The 15662-nt window shown below is 66.3% G+C and carries 16 protein-coding genes, 1 pseudogene and 2 CRISPR repeat arrays; of the genes and pseudogenes, 3 read left to right on the top strand and 14 right to left on the bottom strand.

What is annotated here, in order from left to right:
• The first annotated feature begins 748 nt into the window (after positions 1-748).
• Positions 749-1486 carry an L-2-amino-thiazoline-4-carboxylic acid hydrolase gene (locus tag D474_RS29845; protein ID WP_152477023.1) on the top strand — a complete coding sequence of 246 codons (738 nt, stop codon included), beginning with the start codon at positions 749-751 and terminating at the stop codon, positions 1484-1486.
• A gap of 153 nt (positions 1487-1639) precedes the next feature.
• Here D474_RS29845 and D474_RS31985 read toward each other — a convergent pair.
• The 6 genes and pseudogenes from D474_RS31985 to D474_RS0123680 all read right to left on the bottom strand — a co-directional run.
• A pseudogene (locus tag D474_RS31985) lies at positions 1640-1729 on the bottom strand (IS5/IS1182 family transposase); the annotation flags it as partial.
• 510 nt (positions 1730-2239) lie between these two features.
• Positions 2240-3208 (bottom strand): SDR family NAD(P)-dependent oxidoreductase, encoded by a 969-nt coding sequence (locus D474_RS0123700; RefSeq protein WP_017615969.1) that lies wholly within the window; start codon positions 3206-3208, stop codon positions 2240-2242.
• Positions 3205-4392: a cytochrome P450 gene (locus D474_RS0123695; RefSeq protein WP_017615968.1), complete on the bottom strand. Its 1188-nt coding sequence runs from the start codon at positions 4390-4392 to the stop codon at positions 3205-3207. Before D474_RS0123695 ends, D474_RS0123700 begins: the two co-directional genes overlap by 4 nt.
• A 4-nt stretch (positions 4393-4396) precedes the next feature.
• Positions 4397-5599 carry a cytochrome P450 gene (locus D474_RS0123690; protein ID WP_083931960.1) on the bottom strand — a complete coding sequence of 401 codons (1203 nt, stop codon included), beginning with the start codon at positions 5597-5599 and terminating at the stop codon, positions 4397-4399.
• A 128-nt stretch (positions 5600-5727) separates the two neighbouring features.
• Positions 5728-6021: an FAD-dependent oxidoreductase gene (locus D474_RS0123685; protein ID WP_193374050.1), complete on the bottom strand. Its 294-nt coding sequence runs from the start codon at positions 6019-6021 to the stop codon at positions 5728-5730.
• Entirely contained in the window at positions 6018-6215 is a 198-nt protein-coding gene (locus D474_RS0123680) for a ferredoxin (RefSeq protein WP_017615965.1), read from the bottom strand. The genes D474_RS0123685 and D474_RS0123680 overlap by 4 nt, the downstream gene beginning before the upstream one ends.
• A 102-nt stretch (positions 6216-6317) precedes the next feature.
• Between D474_RS0123680 and D474_RS0123675 the strand changes: the two genes are divergently transcribed.
• Complete coding sequence (locus tag D474_RS0123675) at positions 6318-7037, top strand: TetR/AcrR family transcriptional regulator (RefSeq protein ID WP_204367141.1); 720 nt, start codon at positions 6318-6320, stop codon at positions 7035-7037.
• A 135-nt stretch (positions 7038-7172) separates the two neighbouring features.
• Here D474_RS0123675 and D474_RS31355 read toward each other — a convergent pair whose 3' ends face one another.
• Complete coding sequence (locus D474_RS31355; protein WP_017615963.1) at positions 7173-7304, bottom strand: transposase; 132 nt, start codon at positions 7302-7304, stop codon at positions 7173-7175.
• Between the two features lie 179 nt (positions 7305-7483).
• Between D474_RS31355 and D474_RS29840 the strand changes: the two genes are divergently transcribed.
• Complete coding sequence (locus D474_RS29840) at positions 7484-8485, top strand: ISAs1 family transposase (protein ID WP_338045300.1); 1002 nt, start codon at positions 7484-7486, stop codon at positions 8483-8485.
• A gap of 196 nt (positions 8486-8681) precedes the next feature.
• Positions 8682-8954: a CRISPR direct-repeat array (repeat unit 29 nt; unit sequence CGGTTCACCCCCACGTGCGTGGGGCCTGC).
• Positions 8955-9027: 73 nt separating this feature from the next.
• A CRISPR array of direct repeats spans positions 9028-9424; the repeat unit is 29 nt; unit sequence CGGTTCACCCCCACGTGCGTGGGGCCTGC.
• A 49-nt stretch (positions 9425-9473) separates the two neighbouring features.
• Here the strand turns inward: D474_RS29840 and cas2e are convergent.
• From cas2e to casA, 7 genes are read right to left on the bottom strand one after another with little or no spacing between them, the layout of a single operon-like run.
• The gene (gene cas2e, locus D474_RS31350; protein WP_275040810.1) at positions 9474-9848 is read right to left on the bottom strand and encodes a type I-E CRISPR-associated endoribonuclease Cas2e; all 375 of its coding nucleotides are present in this window, start codon (positions 9846-9848) and stop codon (positions 9474-9476) included.
• A 21-nt stretch (positions 9849-9869) separates the two neighbouring features.
• Positions 9870-10850 (bottom strand): type I-E CRISPR-associated endonuclease Cas1e, encoded by a 981-nt coding sequence (gene cas1e, locus D474_RS0123660; RefSeq protein ID WP_017615962.1) that lies wholly within the window; start codon positions 10848-10850, stop codon positions 9870-9872.
• Positions 10850-11494, bottom strand: coding sequence for a type I-E CRISPR-associated protein Cas6/Cse3/CasE (gene cas6e, locus D474_RS31345; protein ID WP_083931958.1), 645 nt, complete (start codon positions 11492-11494; stop codon positions 10850-10852). The genes cas1e and cas6e overlap by 1 nt, the downstream gene beginning before the upstream one ends.
• Positions 11491-12261: a type I-E CRISPR-associated protein Cas5/CasD gene (gene cas5e, locus D474_RS0123655; RefSeq protein WP_017615961.1), complete on the bottom strand. Its 771-nt coding sequence runs from the start codon at positions 12259-12261 to the stop codon at positions 11491-11493. The genes cas6e and cas5e overlap by 4 nt, the downstream gene beginning before the upstream one ends.
• Entirely contained in the window at positions 12258-13391 is a 1134-nt protein-coding gene (cas7e, locus tag D474_RS0123650) for a type I-E CRISPR-associated protein Cas7/Cse4/CasC (protein WP_017615960.1), read from the bottom strand. The genes cas5e and cas7e overlap by 4 nt, the downstream gene beginning before the upstream one ends.
• Complete coding sequence (gene casB / locus D474_RS31340) at positions 13388-14098, bottom strand: type I-E CRISPR-associated protein Cse2/CasB (protein ID WP_026118751.1); 711 nt, start codon at positions 14096-14098, stop codon at positions 13388-13390. Before casB ends, cas7e begins: the two co-directional genes overlap by 4 nt.
• Positions 14095-15642, bottom strand: coding sequence for a type I-E CRISPR-associated protein Cse1/CasA (casA, locus tag D474_RS29835; RefSeq protein ID WP_051051102.1), 1548 nt, complete (start codon positions 15640-15642; stop codon positions 14095-14097). The genes casB and casA overlap by 4 nt, the downstream gene beginning before the upstream one ends.
• Between the last annotated feature and the right edge of the window lie 20 nt (positions 15643-15662).

The following is a 15662-nucleotide window of genomic DNA, read 5'->3' as shown; positions in this document are numbered from 1 at the left end:
ACAAGGGTCCTGCGGTACCCGAGCGGAACAATCCCTCGCCCGGGCGATCCTGATGGCATCTGCTCCTCTCGTTCCTCACTTCGTGCACTGCTTCGGCTACGGTCCTACCGGCCCCCGGCGCGGCATGACCAAGCGCGCCGGTCGAGCCTTGCCGCATCTTCCTTGCTGCTGCGGTCTCCCCTGAGTGAGCGGGACACCGGTCCTGCTTACTGCGTACTTCTGTACTGCTGTCCTACCGGCTCCCGGTGTCTTGAAGCACGTGCACACCGTCGAGCCGTCCTGCTTCATCTCATGCGCGGCATCCCCCGAACGGGCGGGATGCCGGTCCTGCGGTCCTACCGACCCCCGGCGCTGTACAACCAAGTGCGCCGGTCGGGCCGTCCTGCTCTCCACCGGCGTATCCGGTGGCCTAGCCGTGTTGCTCGGTGGCTACGAGAAGAAATGTAGCAGTGCGGTTCAGCCATGTCTACCGTGGCCGCTGCAAGTTTCCGGGGCCTTCGAGGTGAGGATCCTTGCCACTCGGAGTTCCGGGTTGTCGGCCTCCAGGGTGCGGGGCATTGCTGAACGCCATAACCCCGCCCCGGTCAGTCCGAGGCAAGCCAGCGGCAGCCGCTGCAGGGGAGCCAGGTACCCAGCGAAGAGCAGTGTCCCACCGAGCCCGGTAGCCACGGCCTCGGCGTCCCCGCTGCTTGATCAGCCCTGGCGCTGCGATGCTAGGTTTAAGGGCAAGCATTGGTCAGCGCCGCAGGTGGTGGTGGAGGCGTCGGCCCCGACAGCGCACGCGCTGACGGGTCGGCGTTGCGCCCGTCATCTGGAGATCGCCATGACCCACCACTTCGGCTCCGACGACACCCCGAAGGTCCACCTCGACTCCGACAACGACGTCGTGGTCGACCCCTTCTTCGCTGCGATCAGCGCGAAGTGCGGTGACCCCCAGCTCCTCCCATTGCTGCACGAGCGACACGAAACGCTGCGGCAGTCACAGCGGGTACCGGACGAGAGCGGGCCCACCGGAACCAACATCACCGTGGCCACCGCCCTGGTGGCCGCGGACCGGGTGCTGTCCGACCGGATTCCCGATCGTGAGCAGCGCCTGGAGTTGCTCGAACAGGCGCTCGTGGAGCCGCTGGCTGAGATGACCCAAGAGGCAACCGCGGCAGCTCTCGACGCCGCGGACGATCCGTTCGAAGCGATGGTGGCCACCGCACGCGAACGGGAGACCTCCGCCTTTGGTCCGCGCTTCGTCTTCGCCCGCCCTGCCGACAACGACGTCGAATTCATCTCCGAAGTCCAGCACTGCTTCTTTCACGAGTTGCTGACCCGACACGAAGTCGGTCACCTCACCTCCATCCTCTGCGCCTTCGATGCCAACTGGATGGACGCGGTCATCCCCCATCGGCATGGCTTCACCGTGGACCGCGCGACCACGATCGCCACGGGCGGGGCGAGCTGCCCCTTCCGTTTCCGACGAGTCGCTCCCAGCTGAGAGGCCTACTGCTACCAGAGGCCCCCAGAGGCCCACGTACGGTCGGATACTGGCCCCGACTCTTCGATGAACGAGCTGGCCTCGTTGGTCCGACCGATCACATCCTGACCGCCTGACACCTCGATGGTCACACCACACAGGCCTGTGCCCGCGGGCGCACCGCGACCGGTCCAGCTCGCCGCGGGAGCCGAGTTCGTCCAGAACCAGCCGGTGCAGCTTGGCCCAGACGCGGGCCCGGCTCCATGTTCAGGGTCCGGTATGACAGGGTCAACGCGGCACGGTAGAACAGCACGTGGAGCCTCTGGCGTTCGGTGTTTCTTGGTCGAAAAACCGTCTACCAGAGGCTTCTTGCTGTCATGGGTGGTTTCAGTGGACTAGTGCAGGGCTGCGACCTGCACCCTCAGAATGAGAAAGGATCATTGAATCGATTTGCAAGGATTGATGAAAACCACCTCCTTGCCTCGGTCCGGCTTGGGCACCATTCAGGGGGCTTACTCAAGCGATCCGATGCCTGGGGGCGCTTCGGCGGGGCGAATTGGACGTACGCATTAGTCCTGACCTTCCTTCAGATGGCCTACATCCGCACCGCGATGACCTCCTTCGGAGTGCGCAGCGCAGAGTGCGCACTCCTCATGTAGGGCACCCGGGGCGATCCCGCGAAGATCGGGATTGTACGCGTTGACACCCATGCTGGGTCCCAAAGTTCGAGATCGAGCCGCGGGAGCCGTCAAGCGGCCCCGCGGCTATCGGTTGTCAGGCAGGCTCAGGATCCTCCGGGATCGCCCGCAAAAGCTGGGCGAGCTCCTCGCCGGTGTCTGCCGGGGTGGTGTATCCGGTCTCGTCGCGGATGTCGGCGAGGTGGTCTCTGACATCCTCGACGGTCAACGCGGAGCTGTGAAAGCCACGCGTTCTGCCAGTGAAGAACTTGGAGACCTGGCCAGCACCTGCGGTGTAGACCTCGCCGGAGAAGGGGCAGGCCTCGTGGGCCAGGAAGGCGATCACGGGGGAGACGAGCGCCGGATCCAGTTTGTCGGTGATGGAGTGCATCATGGCCAGGGAAGCTGGGTCCAGACGCCGATCGGTGTTCTCTTCGGCTTGTGCCAGGTTCGCGGCGAGCATCCGGGTAGCCGCGACCGGGGCGACCGCGTTGACCCTGATGCCGTGTTCAGCGCCCTCCCCTGCCAGGACTCGGGTGAGCCCGATGAGGCCGGTTTTGGCCGCACCGTAGTGGCTCTTGTGCTGGCTGCCGAGGATGCCGGCCGCAGAGGTGGTGTTGACGATGCGGCCGTGGCCTTGGTCCCGCATAACACGCCAGGCCGGACCTGTGACGTGAAAAGCGCCCTTGAGGTGCACGTCGATCATCGCGTTGAGGTGATCGGGGTTCAAGTCGTCGAACGGGATGTCGCGGATGATGCCGGCGTTGTTGATGAGGATGTCGACCCGTCCGTAGGCCCTGAGCGCGGTACGGACAACTTCCTTACCGCCTGCGCGGGTGGCGACGCTGTGGCCGTCCGCGACGGCATCGCCCCCCTGGCTGCGGATCTCGCGGGCGACATCGTCGGCTGGGCTCGTGTCTGTGTCACCACCGGTAACCGAGCTGCCGATGTCGTTGACCACCACACGCGCTCCGCGGGAAGCCAGCAGTAGCGCGTGGTGGCGGCCGAGACCGTTGCCGGCGCCGGTGATGATGGCGACGCGGTCGTCGAAGCGAAGGTCGGTCATGGACTCTCCCAAGTCAGTGGCATGTGGGCCGGGCCGCGCGTGGACAAGCCCGACTTCCATACGATTGCGCTCTCGTCGTCGGTGAGACGGAGTCCGGGTAGGCGGCTCAGAAGGGTCTCGAGGGCAACCTGGAGTTCCATGCGGGCGAGTGCGGCGCCGAGGCAGTGGTGCGGTCCGTGTCCGAACCCGAGGTGGGACGCTTGGTGGCGGCGCAGATCGAGGTCGCCGGACCTCGTGTAGACGCTTTCGTCGCGGTTGGCGGAATGGAGGGCGACGACCACGGGCTCGCCGGCCCGGACCGTCACCCCGCTCAGCTCGAGATCTTCAAGTGCGTAGCGTGCCTGGATACTGCCCACGCCGAGTGGGGTGAATCGGAGGAGTTCTTCCACCGCCCGGGGGATGAGTTCGGGCTCTGCGCGCAGCAGGGCAAGTTGCTCGGGGTGGGTGAGCAGAAGGTAGACGGAGTTCGGGATCTGAGTGGCGGTGGTCTCGTGCCCGGCAACGAGTATTGCCTCCGACAGCGACAGCAGTTCCTCTTCGGAGAGCCGGTCTTCGCTGTCGCGGGCGGCCACAAGCGCTGTCAGCAGATCGTCTTCGGGGCTGTCCCGTCGTGCCGCGAGCAGCTCGCCCATGTAACCCCGCAACCGTGCCCTGTGGTCCACGACCTCCTCGACAGTGAATTTGCCGGTGGAAAGGAGCGCGTCCGACCAGACCCGGAACTTGGTTCGGTCTTGGACCGGGACGCCGAGTAGCTCACAGATGACCGTGATGGGTAGCGGCAGTGCGAAATCCTCGACCAGATCGGCCGGAGGACCCTTGGTGAGCATGGCGTCGACGAGGTCGTCGGCGATCTGCTGGGCGCGTGGCCGCAGCGTCTCGACCCGGCGCACGGTAAACGCCTTGGCCACCAACCGGCGCAGCCGAGTGTGCTCGGGCGGGTCGAGGCTCTTGATGGTCCCGGCGCCCGCAGCGTGGGGTCGTGATCGTGGCTCGTCCTGGTCGACGGCCGCGGCCAGGCTGAAACGTCGGTCGCCGAGCACGGTCTTCACATCCTCGTAGCGGGTGGCCAGCCAGGCTGGTTCGCCGTAGGGGAGCTGCACCCGGGTCAGGGGCTCTTCGCGGCGCAGGCGGGCGTAGAGCGGGTCGATGTCGAGCTTCTCGGTGCTGAACGGATAGTTGCGCATGCCTTCACCACGCCACGGGCAGGGTGTGGACGCCGTAGATGCTCATATCGTCACGGAACCGGATCTGTTCCAGCGGCACAGCGAGCCGCAAGCCGGGCAGCCTGCGCAGCAGGGTGGGCAGTGCGATCTCCAGCTCGGCGCGGGCCAGGGTCTGGCCCAGGCACTGGTGCACCCCGTAGCCGAAGGCCATGTGCGCGCGGGTACTGCGGTCGATATCGAGGGAGTCCGGTTCGTCGAGGAGATGCGGGTCGCGGTTGGCGGCGGGCAGGTTCATGACCAGTACCTCGCCCGCCCGAACGCGGGTGCCGCCGATTTCCACGTCCTCCTTGGCCACGCGGGCGACGAGGCTGTGCACGATCGTCAGGTAGCGCAACAGCTCCTCCACCGAACCCGAGACGACCTTGGGGTCGTCGGTGTCACGAATCCGGGCCGCGGTGTGAGGGTTCTCCAGCAGGGACAGCGTTGAGAGGCCGATCATGTTGGCGGTGGTCTCGTGGCCCGCGTTGAGCAGGATGAAGCTGTTCATCGCGATGGTCTCGCGGGTCAGCTCCCCGGTCGGGAGGTACTCGCGGATGAGGCGACTGATGAGAGCGTCGTCAGGCTCGGCCTCCTTGCGCGCTACGAGTTGGTACAAGTAGCCGAAGATCTGACCGTTGGCCTCCTGTTTCTCCTTCTCGGTAGCCGTTCGGCTCATCAGGACCGAGGTGGTCTCCTGGAAGAAGTCGTGGTCGGAGTAGGGCACGCCCAGCAGTAGACAGATCACCAGGGAAGGGACCGGCAGCGCGTAGTCCTGGACCAGATCGGCCGGGCCGCCCTTGGCGACCATCGCGTCGATGAGGTCGTTCGACATCCTTTCGATTTCCGGACGCAGGGCGCTGACCCGCCTGACCGTGAAGTCCTTGGTGAGCATCCGCCGCAGCACGGCGTGTTCGGGGTCGTCCATGCGCGGAAAGACCTCGGGCATGGCGTCGCCGTGGTGCTCGGCGCTGCCCTGTTGCTGAGGCACCTCCGCACTGATGCGCGGATCAGTCATCGCGGCCTGGATGTCCTCGTAGCGGCTCACCGCCCATACCTCGTCGCCGTTCCAGCTCACTCTGCGCAGGCCACCCCTCTCACGCCATTCCTTGTACTCGGGTGCGGGGTCGAACGGACAGCGTGGGTCGCGGTCGGCCGGAAAGACGGGGAGTTCTGTTCCAGGGGTGGGCATGGGAATCCTCCGGAAGAATTCGGATAGTCAGGCACTGGTGAGTGCGGTATGCCAGGGAGCGCCGTTGCAGATGAGAGCGCGCCAGGCACGCAGAACCTTGGGAGAACTGCCAGCGGCGAGTACGCCGGTCAGGCGGTCATCGGTGCGGTAGGCGACGAGGAGCCGCCGTTCCAGGGGGTCGCTGTCCAGGACCCCAGACGCAGGTCCAAATCCAGATCGGCGAGGGCGGTGTCTGCGCGGAGAGCGAGCTTGCCCGGCATCCATTCACCCGCGAGCAGCTCTTTGGACAGCGGCGGACGGTCGTAGGGCAGTTCCGGCTCGTCGCCAACGAGCGTGATCGTCCCTTCATACGCCAGTCTGCGCAATGCCTCTGCCGTGGCCAACCCGCCAGCCGACGCTCCGACGATCACCACCCGGTTCACGACTCGACCAGGTGGATCGCGGCGGCCGGACACACCAAGGCGCTTTCCCGGACGGCGTCCTGGTGTTCCCCTCCGGGTGTCTCGTCTAGCAGGGTCACGACGCCGTCCTCCTCGCGTTGGTCGAAGACCTCTGGTGCGAGGAGCACGCACTGCCCAGCTGCGACGCACTTGTCGACCTCAACGCTCACCCTCATCAGGTTCCCCTTGCACGACGATATCTTGCACCCAACTGCAAGTTATCTTCCATGCGGAGTCGGCACAAGATGCATGCGAGTGCATTTTGCTAACCTGTGGAGGTGGCTACCGATACCGAGCGCCGTCTGCGCGCCGACGCGGCACGCAACGCGGAACGCATCTTGCGCACCGCACGTGCGCTCTTCACCGAACGCGGCCCGGACACGCCGCTAGAAGAGATCGCTCGCCACGCCAACGTGCGCATCAGAACGCTGTACAACCGATTCCCGAACAAGGCGGATCTGGTCCGAGCCGCCCTCGATCAGGCCATCGCCGAAGACCTCACACCCGCGGCCGAACAGGCACTCGCAGACGATGACCCGTTGCGCGGGCTCCTCAGCCTGATCGAGGCCGCGATGGACCTGGCCTCGCGTGAGCTCAACACCCTGGCTGCCGCACGCCACACCGGCACCCTGACGGCGGAGGTCTACACCCCGTTCTACGAGTCGCTGACTCTGCTCGCCCAACGCGCACAAGACTCTGGACTGCTCCGAGCCGACATCGTCCCGGATGACCTGTCTCGGATCATGGCCATGTTGACGAGCACGCTGTGGACCATGGACCCCGGATCCGGAGGCTGGCGCCGCTACCTGGCGCTCATGCTGGAGGGGTTGACGCCCGCCCCTGCGAGGCCTCTGCCTCCGCCGAGTGCCCTGTTGAAGGAGTCGGGGCGGGCGGCTGGTCACTCTGACACGGGGCGGTGGCGCTCTGCTTTGTGCGCACTGCCAGTCTGTTCGCCTAGATCTTGCTGCTGCAGCCAGGGAAGCTACTCGCTTCAGTGACTCTGTTGGGTGCGTGAAGCCACGCAAGGTAATAGCCGGGGCCGCCGGGTAAGAAGGCACAACGTCCCCTGCGGAATCACGGTGTGTGCAACTGCGTAATCGTCGGGGATGCCCGCCCCCGCTAGGAGCTGTTTTTTAACGGGTCAGGTCGCGAAGCCAGATCCTGATGGAGGCCAGCTGCACGGTGCCGTCGTAGATCGCGGCCCGCTTGTCATAGCGGGTCGCGACCGCCCGGTTCTGCTTGAGCAGGTTGGTCGTTCGCTCCACCGTGTTGCGCCCCCCGGTAGGCCCCCGGTCAAGGTCGGAGGCCTACCACCCCAGGGCTCCGGCAAAGTCTGGTGAACCAGGCCTGACCAGCCCCAACGGATAACACCGCGGGCGCGCTCTGCAGCCAGGGAAGATGGAGGTTCCTACGCCTTGCATCTGCCGAGCTGGAGCACGCCCGCTTGCCCTCATCTTCTCAGGCCCCCTCCCCCAGGACGAGAGCCACACCAGACCATGCCCACCTGTTGGACCTCTTTGAGCACCTTCCAGACCCTCGCTCACGACGCGGTGTCCGCCATAGGGCCGCGGCCCTGGTCGCCGCCGCGGTCGCTGCGATGGCCGCGGGGATGCGGGGCTTCACCGCGATCGGCCAATGGGTCGCTGGAGCGGACCCGTACGTGCTCGACGAGCTGGGACTGGACAGGTGGGCCGAGGAATCGACCTTCCGCCGTTTGTTCTCCGGCCTCGATGCGGGCCGGCTCGACCGGATCCTGGGCGTGTGGGCCACCACGCGGGCAGGCACGGTCCAGGGGCGCCGGGTCATCGCTGTGGACGGCAAGAGCGTGCGCGGGGCCCGCGGACCAGGCCAGGCGGCTCCTCACCTGGTCGCTGCCTTGGACACGGCTACCGGTCTGACCCTGGGCCAGGACCAGGCCAAGAGCGAGGGCGACGAGATCGGGGCCGCTCGCGACCTGCTGCAGGTCCTGGACCTGGCCGACGCGGTGGTCACGATGGATGCCCTGCACGCCCAGCACGGCACTGCCGAGCAGATCGTCGGGCGCGGCGCCGACTACGTCCTGACGATCAAGGGCAACCAGCCCACCCTGTTCGGCGCGTTGAAAAAGCTGCCCTGGAAGGATGTGGCTGCCACGCGACGGACCGAGCAGTCCCACGGGCGCAGGATCACGCGCACGATCAAGGTCGTGGACGTGCCCGGGTGGATCGAGTTCCCCGGCGCGGCGCAGGTGGCTCAGCTGCGCCGGACCACGACTCGCAGCGGGAAGGAGTCCATCGAGGTCGTGTACCTGGTCACCAGCGCTGATGCGCGTGTGGCCCCGCCGCAGGTGCTGGCCGCGTGGTCCAGTCGCACTGGCACATCGAGAACCGCTTGCACTGGGTACGGGACGTCACCTTTGGTGAGGATGCCTGCCGGATCAGGTGTGGGGCGGCGGCGCCCCGCGTGATGGCATCTGTGCGCGGGTTGGTGATCGGGCCGTTGCGCTTGGCTGAATGGGACAACATAGCTGGCAGGGTCACGGCACTATGCCAGAAGACTCGGCCAGGTCATCGACCTGCTGACAAGATGACCAACGGACTTTGCCGGAGCCCTGACGTGCGTGGGGCCTGCGCGACCTGTTGGGCGATGGGGGGCGCCCGGTGCGGTTCACCCCCACGTGCGTGGGGCCTGGAGGTCGATGGTGCGGTGGCGGAGGCCCGGTTCCGGTTCACCCCCACGTGCGTGGGGCCTGCGTTGGCGGCCAGGGCCACGGACACGCCGGGCACGGTTCACCCCCACGTGCGTGGGGCCTGCGGCGCGCTTGCGGCGTTGGAGGCGCCTGCGGACGGTTCACCCCCACGTGCGTGGGGCCTGCATCACGACCACGCCGCCCAGCACCATGCCGAGCGGTTCACCCCCACGTGCGTGGGGCCTGCTACCAGTCGCAGGCGTCCGCGGTGGGCCAGAGCGGTTCACCCCCACGTGCGTGGGGCCTGCTCCTTCCATTGGCNGGTTCACCCCCACGTGCGTGGGGCCTGCCGGAGACGCGACGTCAGGTCGTGGCCACAGCCGCGGTTCACCCCCACGTGCGCGGGGCCTGCGCACCCAGGCCGAACGAGGCGTACGCCGTCGTCGGTTCACCCCCACGTGCGTGGGGCCTGCTCTGTACAACATTGGGTTGAGTCAACTGGGAACGGTTCACCCCCACGTGCGTGGGGCCTGCCTCGCGGCACGGACGAACATCTTCTTCACGTTCGGTTCACCCCCACGTGCGTGGGGCCTGCCGGCATTTGTGGGCAGTGCGTATGCGTGGGCACGGTTCACCCCCACGTGCGTGGGGCCTGCTGGAACTTGCAGACGGGGCAGGCCTCCCACCACGGTTCACCCCCACGTGCGTGGGGCCTGCACTTTATGACCTGCCACGCTGCATGCCGTTACCATTTTTTGATCACTAATCACGCACCTGAGCGCCCATTCGTGATTACACGATCACTCTCGGTAGCACCCCTGTTTAGTGGCTTTAGGCTCTCTTCGACCCAATGGGGGCCGCCCGCTTCCTCGGGGCTCATCTGGATCAGTTGGAGGCCTTCGTAGTCAACGACTTCACGGCGCTGAGGTCCAGCGGTCCTGACAAGGAAACGCTGCTCGTTGTCCGCAGGATGGACGCAGACAGCCGAACCTTCGCCGAGAGAGGCGCTGACAACCTCCCAGAGCTCCTCGCGCACCCGGGCAGAGAGCGTGCCCACGTAGCAACCCGCCTTGGGCTCGATCATCCATCGCGTGAGTGCCCCTCGAACGTGGTCGGGGACAGCTGCTGTTGTGATGACCACCAAGTTCGCCACACGATTCTCCTAGAGCACCTCGTCGCCGTAGTTGGTTCCACCACGGACTCTGCCTGACTCCGGGTCCCAGAGGTCGACCAATTGGACGGGTTCCTCTTCATCTTCAAGGTCTTCACGATCGGGGCGTTCCGGGTCCAAGAGCCACTGCAGATCACGAATGATTTGCGGAAGCCGTCGGTAGAGGCGGAAGTCTTCCCTCAGTTTGCGTCTGGCCTCGGAGTCAGGATTGTCCGAGTGTGCGAGGGAGAATGCGATCGGGACCGTCACCTCGGCCTTGTAGAGGTCGGCGATGTCGTAGACGAGGGACTGTTGCTTTCCTGTGTGAATGAACCCCAGCGCGGGAGAGCATCCCAGGTGTGAAATGACGGCGTGCGCGATCCCGTAGAACGCCGCGCTGGCAGCGGACAGGGCCACGTTGACCGGATCTTGAGCGCTCCAGTCGAGAGGGTCGTAGCTGCGCTTGAACGGTCGCAGTTTCTGGCGCTGGGCCAATGCGCGGTACAGGGCTTTCATACGTTGCCCTTCGATCCCGCGCATGCTTTCCAGCGGGGTGCCGGGGGCGATGTCTTCGCCGAACCTGAGCTCGTACATCCTCCGGGCCACGTCCAGCCGCGTTGCGGGGTCGGACCAAGCTCTGACTTGCCGTTCGAGCCATTCGGTGGTGCGATCCGTCGGTTGCAGCGCCCCGTAGCAGCGCACCCCGCCGGATCCCACCGCGATCACGGTCGTACCGTGACGCATGAAGGTCGACAGCGCCCGCTGCGTGATGGACGTTCCCGGGCCGAGCAGGACACACGCCAGAGATGCCGTGGGCAGATAGGTGCGGTAGACCTGGCCTTCCTCCGGTTCGGTCACAGCACAGACGCCCGTGTCCGTCTGTTCGACACGGGCGATGTCGATGTAGAGAAAGGCCAGCCCGTCGGACACCCGCGGCAGCATGGCCAAGGTCGGCGATGCGAGCTTGCGGCGCGCACCCACTCCGTCCGACATCAGGAGGCCTCCATGGGTGCCAGGCTGAGCAGACCACATCCGTGGGACTTTCCTCGACCGATCCCGCGCTCCACCGCGGCGCGCAAGGCGTCTGCGTCGACTACTGTCCCCACCCCCTGAAAGAGCACCGCCGCGTGGCGGATCCTGCGTCCGCGGGAACCGTCAGTGGCGTCAGGGCGGTCTTGTGAGATGAGTGATCGTGGTTCCAGACCGTGCTCCTGCGCTCTCTTTCGCCACCAGTCTTCAGCTTCCGGCCCACGCAGCGGGATGGTCTTTTCTTTGACGCCGCGCTCCTTCGACCGTCCGATGCGTTTGGTCGGGCTGGCGACGATCCGGTATCGGACGGGATGTCCCGCATCCAACGCATCCAGCAACGGCGAGAGTTCACGGCGCTCCATACGCCCATAGCCGTCGGGGAGTCGGTAAGGGTCGAGCTCGCGGGCGCTCTGGACGAGGATGGAGCTTCCCCGACGGGTTTCTTCCATCCGGAAAAGCAGTCCCGCGGCCTGTCGCGGGCTAGTCCCGAGCTCCTCCGGGGGCAGCAGGCTCATCAGCCGTCGGTGTATTGCCCCAGCACCGGCGAAGTCGGAGCGGGCCTGGGCCGAACTGGGATTGGGGGTGATCCTGGTCAGCCAGAGTGTCATGTCGCCTCCGCAGCGTACTGATAGAGCCCGTCCAGGAACTGGTCGTGATCCCGCCAGTGCGCGAGTACCCCGGGCAGGCCTTCTGGCAGCACGGTGACCGCGCGGGTGGCGTAGGAACGTCGTTGGGCATCGAAGGTCTGCGGTATGTCGTTGAGTATGTGCCGCGTGCGTCGGCCGTCTTGTTCCGCGCCGCTACCGGTTTCGCCTTCGTGAACGAAGTCGACGGGGACAGTCTCCGGCTTCTGTCGAGCGGGAGGAAGCGGCGCCCTGGTCCGTAGTTCGGCAACGGGGTCTGCAACGTCGGGGCGCAGGAGCAGGAGTGGGTCCGGGACGTGGCTTCGTCTACCGAGATAGGGCTGCCAGTGCGGCTTTCTCAGGGCTGCCGTGATCGACTCGCCCAGGTCATCGGGGGCCTCGACAGCGATGGTGAAGACCGCGTCGGCGAGGTAACCGCGCTCGGTCACAACGGTGGAGACCTCTACGCCTTTGCGTTTTCCTTCAGCCGTTGGGATCGTGCCGCGGGCAGGGACACCCCCGCCCGCGGTGTGGAAATCCACCATTCGCGTTCCGGGCCGGTCCACCCGAACTGTGAATCGCAGGGACTCGTACAAGGAGAGGTCGGCACCTCGCGCAAGTCCCTGCGCCGCGGCGAACATGCCGATCATCCCCGAGCGTGTGGGAAATGGGGTCGTGTCGCGGACACCAAAGGCGCTGTGCTCGCCCCAACTCTGCATGGGGCCGGCGAACCTGAGCAGAAACCCCCTCATCGGCCTGCCCCGAATGCCGCATTGATCGCCTCCGTGCGCAGCCGGGGGTAGGAGTCCTGTCGCTCTCCCAGGCCCGGAAGCGCTTCATCCGAGCCATCGAACCCGGCGTGGGCGCTGAAGTGCAGGTCGTCTTCTCCCCAGAGGGTGTGCAGCCGTCGAGCGTAGGTCGACAGTGCGGTGCGCGCTTTGTCGGAGTAACCCTGGGTACTGGTCACCGGCTGTTCGAAGGCGGGCGCGAAGGAGATGGGCCGGTCTCCGCGAACGGCCACGTACACCAGTTCGGGGACGGTCATCGCACCGGTCGCCGTCTGTTTTCCGCCCGGGACGGTGGCCAAGAACCCGGCGAGGAACTCTGAGATCAGTTCCCGGGCCGTCGCAGTGTCCCCTTCAAGGTTGTGCAGCAGCGTGCCGAGGTTGACGTTCGCGTACCGGTAGAAGGTGCCGGCGCTGAACTGGCCCACATTCATGTGCCCGCTCCCGCGATCGTCGGCGGGAAGGATGTCATCCACGGCCGTGAAGAAGTCGGTTTCCACTTCGGTCCCGTGCACGGTGAAGGCATGGGCGAACTGCACCGCTCCGTCGACGTCTGCCCCGGGGAGCTCGGCCAGCATGCGCCCGAACAAGTTGATGGTGGCGTTCCGAGAGCGGAGGATCTCAGCCACCTGGTCCGAAGGCAGAACAGTCTTGGGGTTCTTCTGCCCGGTGATGCGCTGGAGCTCCTGCTCGTGGTCCACAGCCAGTCGGGCGAGCTCGTCCAACCCCTTGGTCGGCACGTACAGGAGCACGGAGGTGCTGGGGAGCTGTCCCTCCTTGTCGCGCTCGAGTTTGATGCCCTTGCCGGCCGCGGCGACCACCTGTCGACCAGCCAGTTCTGCCAGTTCCGAACTCCAGCCTTGGGCGGTCAGCCGCTCGGCGACAGCGGTGATGATCCGGCGGGTCCGCACCGCCGGATCAGCGAGTTTGGTCTCGACCTGGTGGCGTACGGCCCGTTTCCAGCTCTGGCTGGAAACGCGGGTGCGCTCGACCCCTCCGTACTCGACGACCTTGGGCAAGCCGAGGTCGTCGCGGTTGACGTTGGAGTAGGGCAGGGTCTGCAGGGCGTGGATGTCGAGGTAGACGGGGGTATTCATACTGTCTCGCTCTCAGGGGAGTCGGGGGTGGCGGTCTGGTCGTGTTGGCTTCGTTGGCGCTGGATCTGGTCCCGTGTGCGGTGGTACTGCTGCACCCATTGCTTGGATACGTAGGCGCGTTCGGTGCCCCAGCGCGCCAGGTCGCGCAAGAGCAGGCCCCAGTCGACCCACACGTGGTCCGCACGCAGGTGGGCGATGAGTTTGGGCAGCTCGCGGTGGAGTCGGTCCGTGCGGTACCGGGCGAGCAGGTGCAGACGGTCACGTACCATGTCGCCCTTCAGGTGGCCGTTCTCCACAGCCCGGGCCAACGTCTGGCCCAGCGTGAGGCGCGGCTGCTGGGCAGAGCGGCCGTCAGCTGGTAGGGCGGCCGCTTCAGGTGGTGCGGCCTCATATGCAGGCGGCTCTTCGAGGGTGCTAGTGGCGGTCTCCTCGTCCTGGGATGCTTCTGCTGCTTCCTGGTCGCGGGCTCCGCGCGGCTGAGCGGCCACGAGCGCGGCGACGGTGTAGAAGGCGCGTTCTGTGGCCCGATCGTGGTTTTCAGGGAGGTAGCGGGTCACGATGGCGTGAGCGTGGAAGTTGGCGATGTCTTCCGGTGGTCGGCCCAGACCACGTCGTAGGGCAGCACGGGTACCAGGTTCCCGTGCGTTGACCCTGCGCACGTAGGCGACCATGCGATCGCCCGATTCGACGAGTGCGTCGCGATTCACTGTGACTCCTCAGCGGTTGAGGCGGGGGTGATCCATCCGGAGTAGAGGCCTCGGCGTACCTTTTCGAGTGCCTCGGCCATACGGGGGCGGCGCGCATAAGGCTCGGTGACGTACTCGAATGCTTCTACTGCGGTATGGATGAATGTGTTTCCAGGTCCTGTCCGGTGATCGTCGAAAACGATCTTCCAGAACTCTTCTTCAGCACGTTGCCAGTAGCGGCTGAGGCCGCGCCGTAGCCAGGGACCTGCTCCTTCGTTGACACCCGTGGCCTGATGCCAGCCGGCTCGGAGGACTGCGCTGAGCGCCCGCCCCGAGCGTTCCGCGGCTTCCCGTGCGGCGCTGACGCGATAGGCCGTTTCGGGGGCAGCGCCCGCTTCCTCGTCCGTCAGCCACCGCAGAACCGGCGGGGTCGTGGCGGCAAACCACTGCTTGTCCCGGGTCTGGCCGTCCTGGTCGAACCCGAACGCCCGTAGGGAAAGATCCCGGCGCACTCGTGTGGACAGACCCACGTTGGGGCCACACCAGTCGAGGATCTCCGGGCGCCGTGTCTGCCCACCGCCGCTGGACTTGAGGAGCAGAGCATCGAGGTCGCGCCAGACCGCCCGGTCGGCATCCGCCCGCCGGGCGTAGATGGCACCGGCCTGACTCGTGTCGTGAATGACGTAGGGATCGCGCAGGTCTGGCCCGGGGTGGCGCCATGCCCAGGTGATCCACGCATCCACGACGTGATTGCCCTCGGAATCGGGCTCCAGCAGAAGTGCGTGGCGGTATCGGGAGACCAAGAGCTCGGCCAGCCCATCACCGGAGGGCGGCAGCCCCAAGGGATCGGGAAGTTCTGCAGCCTCCCACGGGGCCGGGGTCTGTTCGCTCTCATCGCCGGGATAGGGGATGTTCAGGACCAGGGAATGGAAGAGGTCGGGGCCTGCCGGATGGTACGAGACCACACGCCGCAGAGGGCCCGCAGTTGCATTGGCTTCCTTGGTGTCGGCGACCTCACGGCTGGCACACCGTCCGGAAGGCCCGTAATAGAGCCAGGCCAGCAACGACCAGGCGGCCTCGGCGGCAGTGACTGGTGCGGGGGAACTGTCGACGTGGTGGCCGAGCCAGACCAGGTTGTTCCCGGCCGGCCTGCCCCACACCAGTTTGTTCACCCCGGCGCTCTTCGCGCATTGTTCGCGAAGGCGTGGGTCCTGCATCCAGGGGGGCCCGGATGCACCGAATAGGTCGAATCGCCCCTCGTGCGCTGCGAAGTAGGAGTCGATGGCCTGCTCGGGGAGATGGCCGCGGTCGAGGACCTCCGCACGTCGGTCCAGCCACTCGTCCTGGTCCTCAGCCGTGTCGAGTCCGGTGACCCTGGCCGTGAGCAAGGCCAGGACCCGCCACAGGCCGGCCGTGGCGGGGGGCAGGGGCACTTCCACGTCCGCGTACTCATGAGCGCGGGCCAATAGCTCGCGCAACCCAACGCTCTTTGCCTCTGCCCCCGCTCCGAGTGGGCGGGCCAGGAGCCACGGGCGGGACACCAAGTCAAAGATGTTCTGTGTCATGGGACCTCAAGGGGGCGGAA

This window comes from Nocardiopsis salina YIM 90010 (assembly GCF_000341025.1).
GTDB lineage: Bacteria > Actinomycetota > Actinomycetes > Streptosporangiales > Streptosporangiaceae > Nocardiopsis > Nocardiopsis salina.
Note: the sequence above shows the minus strand (reverse complement) of the source record. Positions and strands in the feature narration are given on the sequence as shown.